Consider the following 18,970-nt stretch of genomic DNA (forward strand, 5'->3'; position numbering starts at 1 on the left):
TCAGTCGTCACATTCGGGCGGATCCTTGCAAGCCGTCGCGATGCCCTGTGGCCGCAGCTCCTGGGAGAGCAGCAACTGCGCGCCATGCAACACCACTTCATCGCCCGCGTGAAAACCATCGGTCACGACGAAGCCCTGATCGCTGGAAGAGGCGTCCGGCACGTAACGTCGCGTGAAGCGATCGGGGGCGGTACGCACATAGACCCATAGCTGTCCGCCGTACCAGATCACGGCAGGTTCGGGAATCACGAGCGCGGCCACGTTCCGGTTCGACGCCGGCACATGTGCGGCGGTGTGCGTTCCCACGGGCAACGCGCGCCCGGCCGCGTAGAAATACGGGTTGCCCTGGACCGCCGGATCGCCTTGCGGCGAGGCAGAGAGTTTCCGTGCCGCGACCGGCTGGCCGTCCGGCGCGTCGACCTTGATGCGCTCGGGCGGGGCGCCGCTGTAGCCGGCGGGCAGCGTCACGCGCAATACGACCGCGCGGCCGGTGAGCAAGTGCTGGAACAGATCCGAAGCCGGCGCCATCGCGGCGCTCGCGAGCGCATCGCCGAACTGCTGCCGCATCGTCGCATCCAGCCCGCTTCGCGCCGCTTCGGCCGACTGGAGCTTCGCCTGATCGCCCTGCATAGCCGCTCGCGCGTCCTGCAGGCTCTTCTGCGAGACGTTGCGATCGTCTTCGAACAGCACGCGGCTACGCTCGTATTGCGCGTGCGAATTGCCGGCCTGTGCGCGCAACGTGTCGTAGTCCGCCCGCGCGGCCGCGAGCCGGTTGCGCAGATCGAACAGCGGCTGCAGGTCGACGACCGTCGCGTATGCAGTGTTCTCGGGCTGGATGGCGGCGACCGCGAGCGGCGCAACATCGATATGGCTGGCGCGCTGCACGTCGGTGGCGACGACGACCACCGTTTCGCCGTTCACCGTCTGCACGGACGGCTGGGCGGCGGCCTGCGCCGGTGCGCCCGGCCTCGGTTGACTGGCAACGAGTGTCTGGTAGATGAACCAGCTGGCGCCGGCCGCCAGCAGCACGGAGACAACCGAAAGAATGACCAATGTGCGTTTCATCGGGATATCTCTTGTTGGGTGACAGTGGGGTTGGCTGTCTCCGGTGCGAGCGGCCGCTGCATCGCGTCTTCGAGTGCGCCGGCTGCCTGCTGGGCGCCGACCACGGCGTCCAGATGGGCGATCTCGCTCGCTTCGTAGTCCGCCCTGGCTTGGGTGAACGTCAAGCGGTCGCTGGTGCCGGCCGTGAAGCTGGCGGCCTGGCTGTCCAGTTGCTTTCGCGCGGTTGTCTGGCGCGCGACGGAGAGCTGCACGGCATCGAGGCTTGCCTGGTAATGGGCGAGTGCATGGTCGAGGTGGTTGAAAATCGTGTCCTGCAAGGCTGCGGTGCGCGCGGCCGCCTCCTTGCGTTTCGCTTCCGCCTGCGCAATGCCGCCCTGGTTCTGGTCGAAGACCGGCAGCGTGATGCCGGCCAGCCCGAACGCGATCTTGTGCGTGCCGGTGTCGTACGTGTAGCCGGGGCCGAAATGGACGTCCGGATATTGCTTCGCGACCTCAAGCTGCAACGCCGATTCGGCGGCCGCGTACTCGGCGAGCGATGCAAGCAGATCGGCGCGATGAAAAACCGCCTCGCGCTGCGCGTCAGCGGCGGGCGGCGCAGGTGGTGCGGTCACGAACGCCTCGTCATCAAACTGGATGTCCTCGAGCGCGGTGACGGGCACGCCGATCGCCGTCGCCAGTTGCGCGCGCGCGTCCTGCGCGGCACTGTGTGCGGCGGCGAGATCGGTCTGTGCCTGGGTGGCTGCGAGCACCGCCGCGTCGACGTCCGGCCCTGAGTTTTCGCCGACCGAACGGCGCTTCGTCACCATCGCGACGATCTGCTGCTGGGCGCCGGCCTTGCGCGCCAGGAACGCGGTGTGTTGCCGGGCGGCGTAGAGCGAAAGCAGCGCGTCGCGCACCTGGGCGCGCACCTTCCACGCCTCATTGCCGATGGCGAGGCGCGCGGCTTCCGACAGGTGTGACGCCTGGTCGATCCGATAGCCGCGCTTGTGCGCGGTCTCGATCGGAATGTCGAGCGCGGGACCGACGACCCATGGCGCACCGGGCCCCGGGTTCGGCGTCGCGTACTGGAACGGCAGTTGCAGCACCGGGTTCGGCAGCGCGCGCGCGACATCGATGCCCGCTTTGGCGGTGCCCCATTGCGCACGCGCGATATCGAGGACTGGGCTGTAGTAGTCAGCCGCGAGCGTGAGCATCCCGCGGTTCCAGCGCGGCAGGGGCCACGGAACGATATCGTGCCCGAGCTGCCGCGCGAGGTACGCGCGCAGTTCGGCGCTCGCAAGCGTGCGTTCCTCGAATCGTTGGGCGAGTTGCGTCGGCGCGATGGGTTGCGGGTGGTAAGTCGCGCATCCCGTCAGCACCACCATCAGCATCAGGCAGGTGAGCAGCAACGAACGGCGCATAGCAACATCCACGGTCTGTTGGCCATCTGTCGAGATGGCGACAGACGTGGATGCTACGCAACGGCCTGTGAAGTTTTCGTCAAGTAGGTGTTAATTCGCTGTGAAGTTCGTGCGTCTGTGGCGAATTAACCGACCCAGCGCTTTCGTAGCCAATGGTCGACGGACCCGCTTCCGGCACCGCGGCATAAGAGCACCAGCAGCATGGCAGCCCACTGGATATGGGTGGGCCATGCCTGGGGATAGACAAATATCTCGATGACGCTTGTCATCCCCAGAAGTAGAAATGCAACGGGCCTGGTAGCCAGGCCGAGTATCAACAGGACAGGCGTCGACAACTCGATCGACACGGCCATGTAAGCGGCAAGTTCCGGCGGCAGGAGCGGCAATCTGTATTCATCGCGGAACAGGGCAAGAGCGGCCTCCCAGTTCGCCAGTTTGGTCATCGCGGAGTTCCAGAAGACGGTCGCAACCGCAATTCGCAACGGGATGGCGAGCAGGGCGTAGGGCACGCGCTCGAGCCATCTGACAAGACGCATGATTTGACTGCTGTCGGCCGGCGACAGGGTGGCGGGTTGATGAGAGCGTGTCATGTGTGGGTCCTCCGTACTGCGCGTGCAACCGCCTTGGGAACCACGCTAACATCCGCAAGGCATCCGCGCGCCAGGTGCGTGGCGAGCACTGTGTACGCGTCGTCGCATGGCGCCTCTTCCAGCGCGGCGGATAACGGCTTTCCCGACAACAGCGCTGCGGTAAAGCGCCATTCGCACTCGCCCAGACGCACCACCTCGATGCCGCTCCGTGTTCGGTGAACGAGCAGCCAGACGGGTCCTTCCGCGAAATCGACCGCTGCCATGGCCCGCTCATCGCGCTCCAGTACCGCATGCCAGATGACATCAACCGGGAATTCACATCGCAGCAGTCGCACCGCCGGGTGAGACCGGAAGCACAATTGCGCCGGCCCGGCTTCGCCCAGCGCCGTCAGACGCGCGATATCGAGCGGTGGGGCATCTGGCGCGTGGAGGGCGAGGTTGACGTGCCATTCCAGGCGTGCCACGTCGGCGAGATAAGGCACCGACGCCGCTTGCCGCAGCCGGTCCAGAAAATCTGGAAATCCTGCACCATACTCATCCAGCCACGCGCTTCGCGGTGGAGCCTCTGCAACGAATAACCCCGCAGCGCCCTCAAAAAACGCCGGACCGACCAGATGCTGCACCGCCGGGAAGGCCAGGCGAAGGGCCGTGACGAGCACGCTGGCGCAGGTATTCCGGTAAATGCCGAGCCGTGCGCCGGCGTCCAGCCCGTCGGCGATCACCCAGGCCGACGCGTCGCCATCAGTGCGGTCGAGCAGGCTTCGCTGCATCGCGCGCTGCAACTCAAGCAGCGCTGGCGTGTCGGTGTTCATGGCGTTGCCTTTCCAGTTCGGTCTCGGCGAGGACGGCCTCTTCGATCAGGGTTTCGATCGGCGGTACGTCGGTATCCCATTCGATCAGCGTCGGAACCGGCCCGAAGCGCTTGAGCGCCTCACGGTAGAGCGCCCAGACTTGCGGTACCACGCGTGAACCGTGGTCGTCGATGCGCAGCGTCTGTCCGTTATCGAGCGGCCGGACGCTGTGCCCGGCGAGATGGATTTCGCCGATCGAGGCCGGCGGCAAGGCATCGAGGTAGGTCATCGCGTTCCAGCCGTGATTGCAGGCGCTCACGTAGATGTTGTTGACGTCGCACAGGATGCCGCAACCGGTGCGCTGTGCGACCTGAGCGAGGAATTCCCATTCCGGAATCGTCGAATGCCTGAAGCGCAGGTAGGTCGATGGGTTCTCCACGAGAATGCGTCGGCGGAGGCGCGTTTGCAGCTCATCGACATGCCGGCAGACAACGCTCAACGCTTCTTCAGTCATCGGCAGCGGCAACAGGTCGGCCAGATACGTGCCGCCGGCTACGCTCCACGCCAGATGTTCGGAAACGAGCCCGGGTTCGACCCGCTCGACCACTCTGCTCACCCGGGCCAGATGCGCCGCGTCGAGCCCGTCGGCGCTGCCGAGGGACAACCCTACGCCGTGCAGCGACACCGGATAGTCGCGGCGAATCGTGTCCAGGTATTGGGGCGCGCTGCCGCCGCCCATGTAGTTCTCGGTATGCACCTCGAACCAGGCGACCGCGGGTCGCGTGTCGAGCACGGGTTGGTGATGGCGAAAGCGCAGCCCGACACCGGCCTTCACCGGAATCGGGCTGGAGGCTTCCAGCGCGGGGAGCACGGTAACGCTCATCAGGGTGGGCCGCTCAGCTTGCCTGCAACTTGCCGCCCTGAATCTTCGAGCAGTCACCCGCCGGCAGCAGCACGAAGGACTTCGTATCGCGCGCCTGGGTGGCCTGGCCTGCACACGAATGGGCGCCCTCGGCACAGTCGTTCTTCGCGACCGCATTGACGCCGTAGCATTTTTCCAGCTTGTTCTTTTGCATCCGCATCATGTTGTCCTGGACAACCTGCGGCATCTTGCTCATGTCCTTCATCTCCTGCGCCTGTCCTGGCAACGCCTGCATCGCAAGCGCCAGACCGATCGCTGCGGACAGGGTCGAAGCAGCCAGTAGCGGCTTACCGAGTTGCTTGCTCATTTTGCATCCTCCTGAGGTTGGGGTCGCAGAATCGCAACCTGCAGGAAGATTCGCCGGACGACGGGCAAAGGTTACGCCGCACGCAAAATTAATATTCACGCTGGCATCCGGCCAAACGCGCAGAATTTGTACATGTCCTCCAGAACGCACCGCCCTGGCCCGACGTTGAGTGTCGTACGGAATGCATCTCGATGCGGCCCAGGCTGATTACCCCCGAAACGTCGGGGCGGGAGAGTAACCATGCCAGGCTGCCGCCGGTAGCAGCTGGTGCATCGCTCAGGGAGACCTCGGAAATGACGCCAACGACTCGTATCCTTCTCATGCTTCTGCTAGTCGGAATACTGGGCGCATGTCGCTCGGGTGTGAAGCTCGCCCCGAGCGCGAACACCACCGAGGCAAGTGGCCCGGTCGGCGCGCAAACCAGCCCCAACGCCGTCACCCAGATCGGGATCGATCCGCTGAACGACCCGAACAGCCCGCTCGCCAAACGCAGCGTCTATTTCGACTTCGATGACTACACCGTCAAGGATGAATATCAACCGCTACTGCAACAGCATGCGCAATATCTGAAAAACCATCCGCAACGCCATGTGGTCATTCAGGGCAACACCGATGAACGTGGCACGAGCGAATACAATCTGGCGCTGGGCCAAAGGCGCTCCGAGGCGGTTCGCCGCGTGCTGCTCCTGTTCGGTGTTCCCGATTCGCAGATCGAGGCGATCAGTTTCGGTAAAGAAAAGCCGGCGGCCACCGGGCATGACGAGGCATCCTGGGCAATAAATCGTCGTGCCGATCTCGTTTACCGCCAGTAGCCCGAAACGCAGTCATGTCCGCCGTAGTATCCGGCCTGCCCAGTGCGGATAACGGAATTCCAGCCTGGTAGTACCGCCGTGCCGGACAGATCTCAGTCGAGCGGCGGCAGGTGCAGGGACACGCGCGTTCCTTTCCCGGGCTCGCTATCGAGTCTGATCGACCAGCGGTAGCGATCGCAGATCTTCCTGACTATCGACAGACCGATGCCAAACCCGTGTCTGCCGGGCTCGGGCGGGTTAGCCTGGTATAACCGTTCGAACACCCGCGCCAGCGCATCCGGCGGGATGCCGCAGCCTGTGTCTTCGATCTGCAGCCAGCCGTCCGTATAGGTGAAACGGACGTGGCCGCTGTCCGTGTAGCGCACTGCGTTGCCGATCAGATTCGACAGCACGATGGCGAGCGCGGGCCGATTCGCCTCGATGCGCAGGCGACTGTCGACGTCGATTCTGGTCTCGATTCCCTTGCCTGTCAGCGTGACGGCAAACGGATCCAGCGCGTCTTCGATGGCGCCTGCGATGCGCACAGGGCCGACATCGGCCGACGATTCTTCGCGCGCGAGCAGCAGCAGCGCGTTGACGAGATCTATCATCTTGTCCGCCGCGCGATCGATCTGCCGCAGCCGCGCCCGCGACTTCGCGCCCAGCGCCTCATCCTGGTCGAGGAGTTCGCAACTGGTCTTGATCGCTGTGAGCGGCGTGCGCAATTCGTGGCTGACATTGCCGGTGAAGTCCTTCTCGCGCTCAATCATCTGTGCCATCCGCCCGTGATAGTCATTGAACGCTTCGACCAGCTCCACGACTTCCACTTCGTCATACCTGGCGGCATCGAGTGCGGACGATGCGCCGAGCCTGAGTGCCTTGACCTGGCGGGCGAGGCCGGCAACCTGCCGGACCAGCAGGCCGGACAGTCCGAACGCGAGCCAGAAGGCCAGTAGCGCAAAGATGCCGGTGCCGATCATCAACGCATTGATCACCTGCCGGAAACGCTGCTCATACGCACTGAAGTCGTAGATCCGATATAGCTTCGAATCGCCGAACAGCGCGACCGCGACGTGGATTTCACGGTCGTCCACGATGACTTCATGCGTGCCAACGCGCAGATCCTTGACCGACGCGGGCAGCGCGATGCTCACGTGGCCGCCGGCGGAGACATGGCCGCCGAGCCGCGGATCGAGCGGCGGCACGAGCGTCGGGTTCATCCGGTAGCTCTGCAGCAGGCTCGCCATGTCGTCTTCGATCAGCGCGGCGATGAGCGACTCCTCCTGCGCTTCCGTCAGTGCCTTCACGCCGAGCGCCTGGCCTACGAGCAGCAGGATCGTCAGCGCGGAAAAGACCAGCGCGACCTTCAGGCGCAGGCTACGACGCGTCTGCATCGCTGTCCACGAACCGGTAGCCCAGACCGTGTACCGTCTCGATGAGATCGTCCTCACCATCGGCGGTCAGCGCACGCCGCAACGTGTAGACGTGCGCGCGCAGCGTATCGCTGTCCGGCAATTGCTCGCCCCAGATCTCGGCCTCGAGTTCGGCCCGGCCAAACACCCGATTCGGCGATTGCATCAGGATGCGCAGCAGTTGCAGGCACTTCGGCGGAAGCTTGACAGGCCGTCCGGCGCGCTCCACCGTGAGCGTCGCCAGATCGAAGTGCACGTCCACGCAACACAGGCTCGCTTGCGTCACCTGGCCCTTGTAGCGCTTGATCAGGGCATGGAGCCGTGCGCCGACTTCCTTGAGCGAGAACGGCTTGACCAGGTAGTCGTCCGCGCCGTGCACGAATCCCTCGAGTTTGTCGTCGAGCGTATCTTTCGCGGTTAGCATCAGCACCGGCGTGTCCCGACGTGCTTCTTCCCGCAGTTTGCGGCAGATGGCCAACCCATCCACGCCAGGCAGCGACAGGTCCAGCAGGATGGCATCCCAGTGCTGCGTCACAGCGAGATGCAGGCCCATCGTGCCGTCTGACGTAACGTCGACCTCATAGCCGCCGTTTTCCAGATAGTCGTAGAGATTGGTCGCGATATCCGCGTCATCTTCGATAATCAATACTTTCATCGGGCGGTGTTCCGGGCGAATGGGATGGGGCAGTTTAGCAAGGCCACGATGTCCGGTGCGCAGGGAATGTCCTGCCGAACCTCGCAACGGTGGTTATCCGCAGAACTACGGTTCCTGGTCCGGGCATCCTCCTGGGGAGGCTGGCCGTCGCCATTGCCACGTGAGCGCCCTTGGCCCATTTTTTCAGATCCTGCACGATCAATTCGCGATCGATCTTGTCGCTCATGTTAAGGCCGTTGCGTACGAGCTTCGCGCCGGCCCAGTTCTTCAAGCGTCGTTCAATCGAAGACGAGACGATCGGGCATGGACGCCGGCGATTCTTTCTCGGCTCATCAGTGCGCCGCCACGTGAAAGTGCGTTCGCCAGGCCGTGCCCGTCGATCTCCAGCTCACAAACCCTGGCGAACCGGGGCGACGACGCGGCAAGGCCGTCGACGGTCCACCCGCATCGTGCTTATTGTGGACCAGCGCGGCTTTGCACCAGGTTCGGAATATTCAATACTGGATCGACGCTATACGAGTAGCTGACAGGCGCACCCGAAAAAGCATCCCCCGTCGCCGATGTCCCGGTCGTGTTGTTATAGTAATTGCCGCTTTCGTAGAAGCCATATGCGTCGCCGGAGGAATCCAGCCCAATCTGGTTGCTCTGATTGGTCAGGTAGAAATAGTTCGACTCGGAATAGATGACGCTGCCACTACCAATCTGCAATGCGTTGTATTGCGTTTCGTTGTAGCCATCAGCGGTGGTTCCGGTGGGCACGGTATCGTTGTCGAAATAGTTGCCGTATGCATGGACCCAGCCGCGCAGCAGCGGCCGCCCCTTCAGATTGGGACCGAACCGGTTGTGGTGCAATGTGACATGCAGCATGTTGCCGCCATAGGTGTACGAATCCGAACTGCTGGCGCCGACCACCATGGCGAGGCGTTCGTTGGCCAGGTCCTGGTAGTTGCCAACCCAATTCCAGAGCGGGTCCGGATTCATATTCAGCCATTCGTTGGTGAAATAGAACCGGCTGTACGAGATAGTCACGTTATCCGACGACAATGTGACGCTCATCAGATCGTCGCTCGTGTCATAGAAGGTGCAATGATCGATCCACGCGTTGGTGACTCGTCGCAGAGAAACACCCTCGTAGTTGATGCCCGTATAGTTAGATGTGCCGTAGACCTGCGTGGGCAACGCCTGGAGATCGGCGATTACGCCGTGAAACGTGATGTTTTTTACGACGATGTTTTGAATGTTTTGCCCGGACGGCAGAAGTTCGCCGTCGAATTTCAACTGAATATTTTCCAGCACCGCGCGCCCGCCGCTTGCGCCTTCGATCGTCGTGTTGTTCCAACCGACGCTGGAAAAGGTGAGTGTCGTCAGCGTGGAACCTCCGTAGATATCGCCGCTAATGACGATATGGTGCCGACCTGCAGCAAACGCGGCCTTGAGTTCGCTCAGTGTCGTCACGGTCACAGCGGTATCGGTCGATCCCGTTGCCGTCGAAAAGCCTCCCGTTACGGCCGTCGCGGAAGCGGCGGCATTGACCACCGCCGATATCTTCGAACTGGCGTTCGATACGGTTTGTGCCGAAGACGGGGTGCCGTTTCCACCACCGCCGCATGCGGTCAAGAGGCTAACAATGATTGTTGTTAAGGCAATTGTTCGCTTCAATTTGGTCTTCCCCGCTATAAAGATCACGTTTTTTAGCAACAGAATTGATTGCTTTTGTTTAATTTTTTGGCTCTGGATTCAAAACACTTTGCTATCCAAACTATTCGGGGCGATGCATGGCTTGCGAAGCGAATGAGCCGAACTTGCGAACGACGAAAAACGTCGTCCGCATGCCGCACATCGCACCGGACTATGCAAGATGGATTTTAATGACACATGTGCGCCGCATGTCCTGAATTGGCTATAGGGATTTCCTTAGGTGGCGGCACGACTGCGGACCCTCCCATACGCTTTCACCAGGATGTTCGAGCCTCGGCCCCGTCCAGAGAACGGACTGCCATGCGCCGGGGGTATCTGGGGATGATCCTGGTTTCAAGAACGTCTCGCGGCACGGTCAATGAGGTCGGGTTGCTCCGCGAGATCTTCGACTACGGCACGAACGAGTCGTCGAATCGCTTCGTTTCCAGTTGTTGCGTTATGCCGTTGCGCCATACCTCAAAACCCGAAATCTGCGCCAACCTCATCGCATGAACGCCGAGCAATACATGTCCGGCACTCATGGCATTCAGCGTGGCGGCGAGGCCATCCGCCAACAATTCATGCACGGCCACCGCGAGCGAAATCGACGCGTCCCACCGGTTTCCTTCGTCAAGCGGTGCGGGAAGCCTGGCGCGACGCCGCTTGTTCGCGGCATGGTCATCTGGCGTCACGACGTGCAGGCCTATGTGAGGTCTTGAACGGGGGCGCCTGGGCTGCACCTTAGCTGCATCCAGGGAAGCTCCGGATCTCTGCGCCTTCGCACCTGTGCCCTTGACAATCTGGCCGTCGCGGGCGTCGATATCGGCACGCGTTACCGGTTCGCGAGGGAACGCTGAAAAAGTTGCCGCTGAATCGCCTCGATGCTCCGCGTCGAACCGGTCCAACTGCAGGAGCAGGCTATCGATCGAGCACAACTGGACTTTCGTCAGGTGGTACGAGTCGAGTAGCCGATGGAGCCGTCTCCGCCAATATTCGGCTGGCAGAATCGGACCACCTTCAAACCCGCATAACGACGGACGCATCACGCACTCGATGTGCGCGATGTCCTCATCGATCAATATGCCCATGCTCGCCCCCGGTACATCTTCGAATACTGCTCGATGACGTGTTTTACATGCATGTGTGACCGGTACTATAGGTCTATCTATCTTCGAAATCCAATCTTAAATCGTGCATATGGCGAGTCGATGCCTATCTGTAAATTGTTCGATAGGAAATCATTTTAAAAAGAACGTATGATTTAAACACTTTTTCGCTTTGGCGAAGAGTCATATGTCGAAGCAGGGGATCCTTGTGGGAAAGAGTAATTCTCGAAAATAAGCCATGTAAATAATGTGGGCTGGGTGAAGAACGAATCAAATGGCACCATTGCCGCGCGGTGAAACGGCGACAAATCAATTTATTGGCGAACGCCGCGCCTGTTACATGCCGCACGATGGTGCAACCTGGTGAATTCTGGTTCGTGGAGTCGTGCAAATGGGCATAGGGCGGAGGAGCCTTGACAGCGGCTCAATGGCTCCTACCATCGATTGACTGACCGGTGCCAGGACGAGTGCAAAGGTTGTCTTTCGCTCCCTGGCGTGGGAAGTTGCGGCCGAAGGTGAGCGGCCGTTGCGGCGACCTCGCGTTGGCGCGGTTTGAGGTTGTCTGCGAGCAATGTATGTCCCTACACCCAATGCTCTCCGGAAGGCCGCTGAAATTTGCTTCGGCTGGATGATTGGGGTGCTGTCCCGACAAGCTCCGAATACGGCTTACCTGCTGATTTTCGGATGCGCAAAGCTGGTGGCCGATGCTGCGAGGGCTCGTAGGGAGATACAACATGTTCACTCGATTCCAATCAGGGTTCCGGGTACTTGTTCTGATGCTCGTCACTGTAGTCTGTACGTCGCCCGAAGCAATGGCGCAAACGGTCCGGCAACTGGTCACTCAGGTCGTCGACGAGCGACAGACCGTCGAGCTGACCGGCAATATCCGGCCCGAGGCAAGTGCGGAGAACGATCGCGGGCGTGTCGACGACACGCTCGTGGTCGACCACATGCAGCTTCTGCTGAAGCGCCCAGCCGAGACCGAAGCCGCGCTCGTGCGCTTCATCGATTTGCTCCACGATCCGAAGTCGCCTTATTTCCATCAGTGGCTCACGGCCGAACAATTCCGCGTGAATTTCGGCCCGGCAGACGCCGATGTGAGCATGATCAGCAATTGGCTTTCGAGGCATGGACTAACGGTGAACGGCGTGCAGGCGAGCGGCATGGTGATCGACTTTTCCGGGACTGCAGGACAGATCCGCGACGCATTCAAGGCCGAGATCCATCGGCTTGACGTGGGCGGCGTTGCGCATATCGCGAACGTGAGTAATCCGCGGATTCCGGCAGCTCTTTCTGAGGTCGTGAATGGGATCGTGTCGCTGAACGACTTCCTGCCACATGCGAATTTCAAGTCCCGGCCGGAATACACGTACATCAATGGCAACTCGACCTATCACGCAGTCGCTCCGGCCGATCTCGCGACGATCTACAATCTGAACCCGATGTTTCGTTCCGGCATCTCCGGCCAGGGACAGACGATCGTTGTGATCGAGAATACCAACGTCTTTAGTCCCGCAGACTGGGCGACGTTCCGCTCGGCCTTCGGATTATCCGGCTACACGTCCGGCTCCTTTACGCAAATCCATCCGGCGCCGGCCAGCGGCGCTAACAATTGCCTGAATCCCGGCGTCGTGGCCGGTACCGAGAGGGAAGCCGAACTCGATGCGGAATGGGCGAGTGCGGCAGCCCCAAGCGCCGCCATCGTGCTCGCGTCCTGCGCGGATACCAGCACCACGTTCGGCGGCCTGATCGCACTCCAGAACCTCGTGAACAGCAACAACCCGCCGGCGATCATCAGCATCAGCTACGGCGAATGCGAGGCGAAGAACGGCGCCGCAGCCAACGCCGCTTACAGTGCCGTTTACCAGCAAGCGGTCGCCCGGGGTGTCTCGGTTTATGTGTCCGCCGGCGACGAAGGGGCCGCGAGCTGTGATGCCGGCCTAGCCAATGCGACTCATGGCATCGGAGTCAGCGGTCTCGCCTCGACGCCGTACAACGTGGCGGTCGGCGGCACCGATTTCGGCGACACCTATGCGCGGACCACCGCTTCTTATTGGGCGGCGACCAATACTGCGAACTACGGCTCGGCGATATCCTATGTCCCCGAAATTCCGTGGAACGATTCCTGCGCCAGCGTGCTGATTGCCGCAGCGAGCGGCTATTCGGCAACCTATGGTGCAGCCGGTTTTTGCAACAGCCCGACCGGCAAGGCCTATTACCTGACGACGTCGAGCGGCAGCGGTGGGCCAAGCGGCTGCGCGGGTGGGACGCCGTCGGTGAGCGGTGTCGTGAGCGGAACATGCCGCGGCTATGCCAAGCCGGTGTGGCAAACGCTGCTCCTGCTGCTGGGCAACCCGGCCGACGGTGTGCGTGACCTTCCCGATGTCTCTCTGTTCGCGGCCAACGGCGTTTGGGGCCACTACTACATTGTTTGCGATTCCGATACGGCGAACGGCGGCGCCGCCTGCACGGGAGCGCCGAGCGGGTGGGCTGGCGGTGGAGGAACGTCGTTCGCCGCGCCAATCTGGGCTGGGTTCCAGGCGTTGGTGAACCAGAAGACCGGCGCCCGCCAGGGTAATCCGGATCCGGTCTTCTATACCCTTGCGGCCACGGAATATGCGTCAGGCGGGACTATCACCTGCAATTCGAGTCGCGGCAACGGCGTCGCCAGCAACTGCATCTTCTATGACGTCACGCTCGGCGACATGGACGTGAATTGTTCGGGCACGAACAATTGCTATGGCCCGAGCGGCAATTTTGGTGTCCTCTCAACGAGCAACAGTCGCTACTCGAAAGCCTACGGCGCCGGTGCAGGCTGGAACTTTGCTACTGGCATCGGCACGGTCAACGTGACCAATCTGGTGAAAGCCTGGCCGCGTTGACCGGTTCGATGAGAGGGGCGTGGACCTTGCGCCACCGGAACCTCTCATCGTGCAAGTGGTCTATATACGATATTGCCCTTTTTTCGGGGGTGTCCAAAATGGCTGCCACGCAATCAGGGGCAAAGCCCCTCTCCGATGCGGACGCCCGGCGCCAGTTGCGCCGCGCCGTCATCGCCAGCACGATTGGTACCACGATCGAATGGTACGACTTCTTCCTCTACAGCACGGTCACCGGCCTGGTTTTCGCGAAGCTGTATTTTCCAGCGTCGGACCCGCTCGTCGGCACATTGCAGGCTTTTCTGATCTACGCCGTCGGTTTCGTAGCGAGGCCGGTTGGCGCGGCCATTTTCGGCCACTACGGCGATCGCATCGGACGCAAGGCGACGCTGATCGTGACGCTGTTACTGATGGGACTCGCCACGTTTGCCGTGGCCTTTGTTCCGACCTATGCGGCGATCGGCATCTGGGGCGCCGTCGCGCTCACGGTGCTGCGCTTCATCCAGGGTGTGGGCGTCGGCGGCGAATGGGGCGGCTCGGTCCTGATGTCGATGGAATGGGCGCGTACCAACGCGCATCGCGGCTTCGTCGCCTCCTGGCCGCAGTTCGGGGTGCCGGCGGGACTTTTCCTGGCCAACCTGGCAGTGCTGGCCATGAGTCAGATCTCCGGCAGCAATTTCCTCACGTGGGGCTGGCGAGTGCCTTTCCTGCTCAGTATCGTACTGGTCGCGATCGGCCTCTACATCCGTTTGAATATTCTCGAGACGCCGATCTTCGCGCGACTCCTGGCTGAGCGCAAGATCGAGAAGACGCCGATGCTCGAGGTGTTGCGCCGCCAGCCGAAAGACATCCTTCTCTCGGCTTTTGCGCGCATGGCCGAACAGGCACCTTTCTATATTTTCACGGCCTTCGTCTTCACCTATGGCGTCTCGACACTGGGCGTGACACGCGACCTGTTGCTGACGGCGGTGCTGGCGGCCTCAGTGCTGGAATTCGGCACTATCCCGCTCTTTGGCCATGTGTCCGATCTGATCGGGCGGCGGCGGATGTATATGATCGGTGCTGCCGCCGTCGGCGTATTCGGCTTCGTCTATTTTGCTATGGTCGGCACCAGGGATCCGATGTGGATCTTCGCGGCCATCGTGCTCTCGCTGGTGCCGCATTCGATGATGTACGGTCCCCAGGCCGCTTTGATCGCTGAATCCTTCACGGGGCGGCTGCGTTACAGCGGTGCGTCGCTGGGCTACCAGTTGGCTTCGGTCATTGCCGGCGGCCCTGCGCCGCTGATTGCGACCGCGCTCTTCGCTTACTACCATTCGGGCTATGCAATCGCGGGCTATGTCCTGGCGTGCGCGGTCCTCAGCCTGATCGCCGCTTCGCGGCTGGGCGATTACACGAACAAGGATATCTCGCGGGAATACGACGATCCGCGCGCGATGAGCGATAGCGGACACGCGAACCCGGCTGCATGATTCATCAGCTTGCCGCGGCTTGCGCCAATACGCCGAGGTAAGTTGCTCAAGCTGGGGCCAGCACGCCCATGGTGGCGTTGAAGCGGCGCAGTCACGCAAATCCCGGCTCAAAGCGAGAACTCATCAAATATGAGTTGCCGAAGCCACTGATTGCTGGGCTCGCGATGGTTGCGCGCATGCCAGAGAACATTAATCGAAATATCCGGAATCTTGATAGGGCACGGTGCCGACTCGAGACCAAACGGAGCGAGTGTCCTCGCCGCATAAGCTTCTGGAACAACGGCGATCAGATCCGTCGTCTGAAGGATGTGTCCCACAGCCACGAAATGCGGTACGCGCAGACGCATGTGGCGCGTTACACCGGCGCGCTGGATGGCCGTGTCGACCATGCCATGACCCGTACCCTCCGCGACAATCGAGACATGCTCCGCTTGCCAGAACGCCTTCGGAGTCATGCCGGTCCTGGCCAGTGGATGGCCCTTGCGAAAGATGCAAACGTATCTCTGCCTGAAAAGACGCCGCTGAAAGAAACCTGTCTTGAGGTCAGGTAGGAATCCGATCGCGAGGTCGACACGTCCGGCCTCCATTTCCTCGCTAAGCGTGTCGGCATGATTGCGCACAGTGCTGATAGAAACGCCCGGCGCAACCTGGGCGAGCCTCTTCATGAGGGCGGGGAGAAAGTAGATTTCTCCGATATCGGTCATCGCCAATGTGAACGCACGAGTGCTGGACGCCGGGTCGAAGTTCGATGTTGCATTCAGCGTGTTGTATATCGCACCAAGCGCGAAGCCGATGGGCTCCGCAAGCGTCTCGGCCAGGGGCGTCGGGATCATGCCTTTCGACGTTCTGAGGAACAGTTCGTCCCCTAGGAGTTTTCGCAGCCGGTTGAGGGCGTTGCTAATGGCGGGCTGGGAAATCCCTAAGGTGTTCGCGACTGCCGATACGCGGCGCTGCCGAAGCAACTCATTGAATACGACCAGCAGGTTGAGGTCGATATCTTGAAGTTCCATCCGTGGTCTCCTCCTTTGATCACCATTATCACTGTCGGTGATATCAACTATCAAGCAGTTTCTATTTATCAATAGCAGCGTCGGCGGCATCATGAATGCACTCACTGACCAGCCCGGAGACACTGGCGCCATGGAAGTATCTATTCTGCCGCTTCAGCGCATGCTCGACGTGCGTGCTGGCGAAAACCTGCTCGAAGTGCTGCGTGCCAACCAGATTCCCATCTCATACAGTTGCATGGCAGGCCGCTGTGGCACATGCCGCTGCCGGGTCGCATCCGGCCGCGTACTGGTGACGGGTAGCGGGGACTCGAATGCACCGATGAGTCGGGGCGAGTCAGTGCTCGCATGTCAGACGACACTCGTTGAAAACTGCTCGATCGAGATTCCAGAGGTGGACGAAGTGGTCGTTCATCCGGCGAAGATCCTGAAGTCGACTGTGCTTGGCATCGAAGACCTGACGCACGACATCAAGCGCTTGCGCCTCGGACTGTCCAGGCCGCTCGAATTTTCACCTGGTCAATACGCGAATCTCCAGTTCACGCCACAGCATATTCGCCCCTATTCGATGGCGGTGACGCAGAACCCTGAAGAGATCGAGTTTCATATCCGGCTCGTACCGGACGGCCGCGTGACTTCTTACATCGGCAACGAACTGAAGGTCGGTGACCCGGTGCGGGTCAGTGGTCCGCTTGGCACTGCATACCTGCGCCGTAAGAACGCTGCCCCTATTGTTTGTATTGCCGGTGGTACTGGACTCGCACCAATTCTCTCGATCCTCCGGGGTATGGCCGAAGCAGGAATGAATAACCCCGTCCACGTGTATTTCGGGGTTCGCTCGAATATCGACGTATATGGCGAACCTTGGCTGAGGGAGTTGCAAAGCCGGCTTCCCCGCTTGAAGTTTCACGTCGTCGTTGCGTCCGGTGAGAAAGTGAACGGTTTTCGCAGCGGTGTTGTAACGCAAGCCGTGAGCGACGACTGGAGCGACATGCGTGGCTGGAGCGCATACATCGCTGGCGCTCCAGTCATGGTCGACGCGGCGTCGATACTACTCAGGCAGAAGGGTGTCGAGCCTGAACGCATCTACGCCGATGCTTTTTATCCGAGTGGCATCTGACGGACCCGCAGCGTCAAACAAATTCAATCATAGGAGACAGGTATGAACGAGGCTCCGGTTGTATTCAGGAAATCGGAGTGGAAGGGGGAAGGCTCGAGCCGCATTCCATTCTGGGCATACACAGACGAAGACGTCTATCGCCGCGAGCTCGAGCGTTTCTTTTACTCGGGTCACTGGTGCTATGTTGCCCTCGAAGCGGAGATCCCGAACCCAGGCGATTTCAAGAGAACGGTTATCGGCGAGCGATCCGTTATCGTCAGCCGGGCGGCCGATGGCGAAATCTATGCGGTGGAGAATGTTTGCGCACATCGGGGCGTTCAATTTTGCCGCGAAAAGTCGGGCAACCGGAAGGACTTCACCTGCCCCTATCACCAGTGGAACTATGACCTGAAGGGCAATCTGGTTGGCGTTCCGTTCCGTCGCGGTGTGAAGCTCGATGGCAAGGTCAACGGCGGTATGCCTTCCGATTTCGATCCGAAGGCCCACGGCCTCACCAAGCTGAAGGTCGCAGCGCGTAACGGCGTCGTGTTCGCGTCCTTCGACCACGACCTTCAGTCGCTAGAGGAGTATCTGGGTCCGACGATCTTGCGCTACTTCGATCGTGTCTTCGACGGACGCAAGCTGACTATTCTCGGCTACAACCGGCAGCGTATTCCAGGCAACTGGAAGTTGATGCAGGAAAACATCAAGGATCCCTATCACCCCGGGTTGCTGCACACGTGGTTTGTCACGTTCGGGCTATGGCGAGCCGACAATAAATCGGAACTGAAGATGGATGAGCACTTCCGTCACGCAGCCATGATCTCGACACGCGGCGCCGCAGGCAAAAGCGAGGTGACGTCTGGCGTCTCGAGCTTCAAGGAACAGATGCACCTGAATGACGACCGAATCCTCGACATCGTCAAGGAAGATTGGTGGGGCGAACCGACGGCTGTAATGATGACGCTGTTTCCAAGCGTGATCATCCAGCAGCAGGTCAACTCCGTGTCGACGCGGCACATTCAGCCCAACGGCCACGGATCATTCGATTTCGTGTGGACGCATTTCGGATTCGAAGACGACAGCGAAGAGATGACGCGGCGCCGACTTCGTCAGGCCAACCTGTTCGGCCCGGCTGGCTTTGTTTCAGCCGACGACGGAGAAGTCATCGAATTCTCGCAGGAGGGTTTTGAGCAGAAGCCGTTCCATCGAACGATTGCCGAACTGGGCGGCCGCGAAGTGGCGGATTCCGATCACATGGTGACCGAAACGCTTATTCGCGGGATGTATGACTACTGGCGTCGTGTCATGGAGGTTTGAGATGCTCGATTTCGATACATACCAACAATTGCTAGCGCTTTACTCGGACTACGCATCTGCCATCGATAACAACGAATGGGATAAGTGGCCGGAGTTCTTTACGGAAGAGTGCGAGTACAAGGTGCAGCCTCGCGAGAACTTCGACCGGGGCTACCCGCTCGCGACCTTGGCATTCGAAAGCCGCGGCATGTTGAAAGACCGGGTCTACGGCATGACGGAGACGATCTTTCACGATCCGTACTACCAGAGGCATGTCGTCGGTACCCCACGCATCCTGCACGTTGACCAGAAGCGTATCCGTTCCGAGGCGAACTATGCCGTCTTTCGTACCAAGCCCGATGAGATTTCCACAGTTTTCAACGTCGGCCGCTACATCGACACGATTCGCCGCACGGACGCAGGCCTGAAGTTTGAATCGCGCGTGTGCGTTTTCGATAGCGAAATGATCGCCAACTCGCTGATTTATCCGATTTGAGG

General features: G+C 60.8%; 16 protein-coding genes and 1 pseudogene. 6 read left to right on the forward strand and 11 right to left on the reverse strand.

Annotated elements, in window-relative coordinates:
• The 6 genes from WN982_RS10610 to WN982_RS10635 form a co-directional block, all read right to left on the reverse strand.
• Complete coding sequence (locus WN982_RS10610; RefSeq protein WP_341315643.1) at nucleotides 1-1,065, reverse strand: metal transporter; 1,065 nt, start codon at nucleotides 1,063-1,065, stop codon at nucleotides 1-3.
• On the reverse strand, nucleotides 1,062-2,465 hold the full coding sequence (locus tag WN982_RS10615) for a TolC family protein (RefSeq protein ID WP_341315644.1): 1,404 nt from the start codon (nucleotides 2,463-2,465) through the stop codon (nucleotides 1,062-1,064). Before WN982_RS10615 ends, WN982_RS10610 begins: the two co-directional genes overlap by 4 nt.
• A gap of 125 nt (nucleotides 2,466-2,590) precedes the next feature.
• Nucleotides 2,591-3,055, reverse strand: coding sequence for a DoxX family protein (locus WN982_RS10620; RefSeq protein ID WP_341315645.1), 465 nt, complete (start codon nucleotides 3,053-3,055; stop codon nucleotides 2,591-2,593).
• Nucleotides 3,052-3,867, reverse strand: coding sequence for a DNA-binding domain-containing protein (locus WN982_RS10625; RefSeq protein WP_341315646.1), 816 nt, complete (start codon nucleotides 3,865-3,867; stop codon nucleotides 3,052-3,054). Before WN982_RS10625 ends, WN982_RS10620 begins: the two co-directional genes overlap by 4 nt.
• The gene (locus tag WN982_RS10630; protein ID WP_341315647.1) at nucleotides 3,839-4,729 is read right to left on the reverse strand and encodes a DUF692 domain-containing protein; all 891 of its coding nucleotides are present in this window, start codon (nucleotides 4,727-4,729) and stop codon (nucleotides 3,839-3,841) included. The genes WN982_RS10625 and WN982_RS10630 overlap by 29 nt, the downstream gene beginning before the upstream one ends.
• Nucleotides 4,730-4,742: 13 nt before the next feature.
• Complete coding sequence (locus tag WN982_RS10635; protein ID WP_341315648.1) at nucleotides 4,743-5,075, reverse strand: DUF2282 domain-containing protein; 333 nt, start codon at nucleotides 5,073-5,075, stop codon at nucleotides 4,743-4,745.
• Nucleotides 5,076-5,368: 293 nt separating this feature from the next.
• Between WN982_RS10635 and pal the strand changes: the two genes are divergently transcribed.
• The gene (gene pal / locus WN982_RS10640; RefSeq protein ID WP_341315649.1) at nucleotides 5,369-5,887 is read left to right on the forward strand and encodes a peptidoglycan-associated lipoprotein Pal; all 519 of its coding nucleotides are present in this window, start codon (nucleotides 5,369-5,371) and stop codon (nucleotides 5,885-5,887) included.
• Nucleotides 5,888-5,979: 92 nt separating this feature from the next.
• On the opposite strand, the gene WN982_RS10645 is transcribed toward pal, so the two are convergent.
• From WN982_RS10645 to WN982_RS10660, 4 genes and pseudogenes are all read right to left on the reverse strand, one after another.
• Complete coding sequence (locus tag WN982_RS10645) at nucleotides 5,980-7,260, reverse strand: HAMP domain-containing sensor histidine kinase (protein ID WP_341315650.1); 1,281 nt, start codon at nucleotides 7,258-7,260, stop codon at nucleotides 5,980-5,982.
• Nucleotides 7,244-7,933: a response regulator transcription factor gene (locus WN982_RS10650; RefSeq protein ID WP_341315651.1), complete on the reverse strand. Its 690-nt coding sequence runs from the start codon at nucleotides 7,931-7,933 to the stop codon at nucleotides 7,244-7,246. Before WN982_RS10650 ends, WN982_RS10645 begins: the two co-directional genes overlap by 17 nt.
• Before the next feature lie 453 nt (nucleotides 7,934-8,386).
• The gene (locus WN982_RS10655; RefSeq protein ID WP_341315652.1) at nucleotides 8,387-9,631 is read right to left on the reverse strand and encodes a pectate lyase; all 1,245 of its coding nucleotides are present in this window, start codon (nucleotides 9,629-9,631) and stop codon (nucleotides 8,387-8,389) included.
• A gap of 869 nt (nucleotides 9,632-10,500) precedes the next feature.
• A pseudogene (locus tag WN982_RS10660) lies at nucleotides 10,501-10,698 on the reverse strand (hypothetical protein); the annotation flags it as partial.
• Nucleotides 10,699-11,450: 752 nt separating this feature from the next.
• Between WN982_RS10660 and WN982_RS10665 the strand changes: the two are divergent.
• Nucleotides 11,451-13,598, forward strand: coding sequence for a S53 family serine peptidase (locus WN982_RS10665; RefSeq protein ID WP_341315653.1), 2,148 nt, complete (start codon nucleotides 11,451-11,453; stop codon nucleotides 13,596-13,598).
• A 98-nt stretch (nucleotides 13,599-13,696) separates the two neighbouring features.
• Complete coding sequence (locus tag WN982_RS10670; protein ID WP_341315771.1) at nucleotides 13,697-15,067, forward strand: MFS transporter; 1,371 nt, start codon at nucleotides 13,697-13,699, stop codon at nucleotides 15,065-15,067.
• Between the two features lie 107 nt (nucleotides 15,068-15,174).
• Here WN982_RS10670 and WN982_RS10675 read toward each other — a convergent pair whose 3' ends face one another.
• Nucleotides 15,175-16,077: a LysR family transcriptional regulator gene (locus WN982_RS10675; RefSeq protein ID WP_341315654.1), complete on the reverse strand. Its 903-nt coding sequence runs from the start codon at nucleotides 16,075-16,077 to the stop codon at nucleotides 15,175-15,177.
• A 130-nt stretch (nucleotides 16,078-16,207) separates the two neighbouring features.
• Here WN982_RS10675 and WN982_RS10680 point away from each other — a divergent pair, with 130 nt between their 5' ends.
• The 3 genes from WN982_RS10680 to WN982_RS10690 are packed head-to-tail and all read left to right on the forward strand — an operon-like array spanning nucleotide 16,208 to nucleotide 18,968.
• The gene (locus WN982_RS10680) at nucleotides 16,208-17,194 is read left to right on the forward strand and encodes a 2Fe-2S iron-sulfur cluster-binding protein (protein ID WP_341315655.1); all 987 of its coding nucleotides are present in this window, start codon (nucleotides 16,208-16,210) and stop codon (nucleotides 17,192-17,194) included.
• Nucleotides 17,195-17,236: 42 nt separating this feature from the next.
• Nucleotides 17,237-18,493, forward strand: a complete 1,257-nt coding sequence (locus WN982_RS10685) for an aromatic ring-hydroxylating dioxygenase subunit alpha (protein ID WP_341315656.1) — start codon at nucleotides 17,237-17,239, stop codon at nucleotides 18,491-18,493.
• 1 nt (nucleotide 18,494) lies between these two features.
• Nucleotides 18,495-18,968 (forward strand): nuclear transport factor 2 family protein, encoded by a 474-nt coding sequence (locus WN982_RS10690; protein ID WP_341315657.1) that lies wholly within the window; start codon nucleotides 18,495-18,497, stop codon nucleotides 18,966-18,968.
• Nucleotides 18,969-18,970: the final 2 nt, after the last annotated feature.

Origin of the sequence: Paraburkholderia sp. IMGN_8 (assembly GCF_038050405.1) — a bacterium.
Taxonomy (GTDB): domain Bacteria; phylum Pseudomonadota; class Gammaproteobacteria; order Burkholderiales; family Burkholderiaceae; genus Paraburkholderia.

What these genes read in the sequence shown, in the direction of transcription:
- pal (WP_341315649.1), top strand. Translation starts at nt 5,369, where the DNA reads ATGACGCCAACGACTCGTATCCTTCTCATGCTTCTGCTAGTCGGAATA.
- WN982_RS10635 (WP_341315648.1), bottom strand. Translation starts at nt 5,075, where the DNA reads ATGAGCAAGCAACTCGGTAAGCCGCTACTGGCTGCTTCGACCCTGTCC.
- WN982_RS10680 (WP_341315655.1), top strand. Translation starts at nt 16,208, where the DNA reads ATGGAAGTATCTATTCTGCCGCTTCAGCGCATGCTCGACGTGCGTGCT.
- WN982_RS10650 (WP_341315651.1), bottom strand. Translation starts at nt 7,933, where the DNA reads ATGAAAGTATTGATTATCGAAGATGACGCGGATATCGCGACCAATCTC.
- WN982_RS10665 (WP_341315653.1), top strand. Translation starts at nt 11,451, where the DNA reads ATGTTCACTCGATTCCAATCAGGGTTCCGGGTACTTGTTCTGATGCTC.
- WN982_RS10630 (WP_341315647.1), bottom strand. Translation starts at nt 4,729, where the DNA reads ATGAGCGTTACCGTGCTCCCCGCGCTGGAAGCCTCCAGCCCGATTCCG.
- WN982_RS10670 (WP_341315771.1), top strand. Translation starts at nt 13,697, where the DNA reads ATGGCTGCCACGCAATCAGGGGCAAAGCCCCTCTCCGATGCGGACGCC.
- WN982_RS10690 (WP_341315657.1), top strand. Translation starts at nt 18,495, where the DNA reads ATGCTCGATTTCGATACATACCAACAATTGCTAGCGCTTTACTCGGAC.
- WN982_RS10625 (WP_341315646.1), bottom strand. Translation starts at nt 3,867, where the DNA reads ATGAACACCGACACGCCAGCGCTGCTTGAGTTGCAGCGCGCGATGCAG.
- WN982_RS10615 (WP_341315644.1), bottom strand. Translation starts at nt 2,465, where the DNA reads ATGCGCCGTTCGTTGCTGCTCACCTGCCTGATGCTGATGGTGGTGCTG.
- WN982_RS10685 (WP_341315656.1), top strand. Translation starts at nt 17,237, where the DNA reads ATGAACGAGGCTCCGGTTGTATTCAGGAAATCGGAGTGGAAGGGGGAA.
- WN982_RS10620 (WP_341315645.1), bottom strand. Translation starts at nt 3,055, where the DNA reads ATGACACGCTCTCATCAACCCGCCACCCTGTCGCCGGCCGACAGCAGT.
- WN982_RS10645 (WP_341315650.1), bottom strand. Translation starts at nt 7,260, where the DNA reads ATGCAGACGCGTCGTAGCCTGCGCCTGAAGGTCGCGCTGGTCTTTTCC.
- WN982_RS10675 (WP_341315654.1), bottom strand. Translation starts at nt 16,077, where the DNA reads ATGGAACTTCAAGATATCGACCTCAACCTGCTGGTCGTATTCAATGAG.
- WN982_RS10610 (WP_341315643.1), bottom strand. Translation starts at nt 1,065, where the DNA reads ATGAAACGCACATTGGTCATTCTTTCGGTTGTCTCCGTGCTGCTGGCG.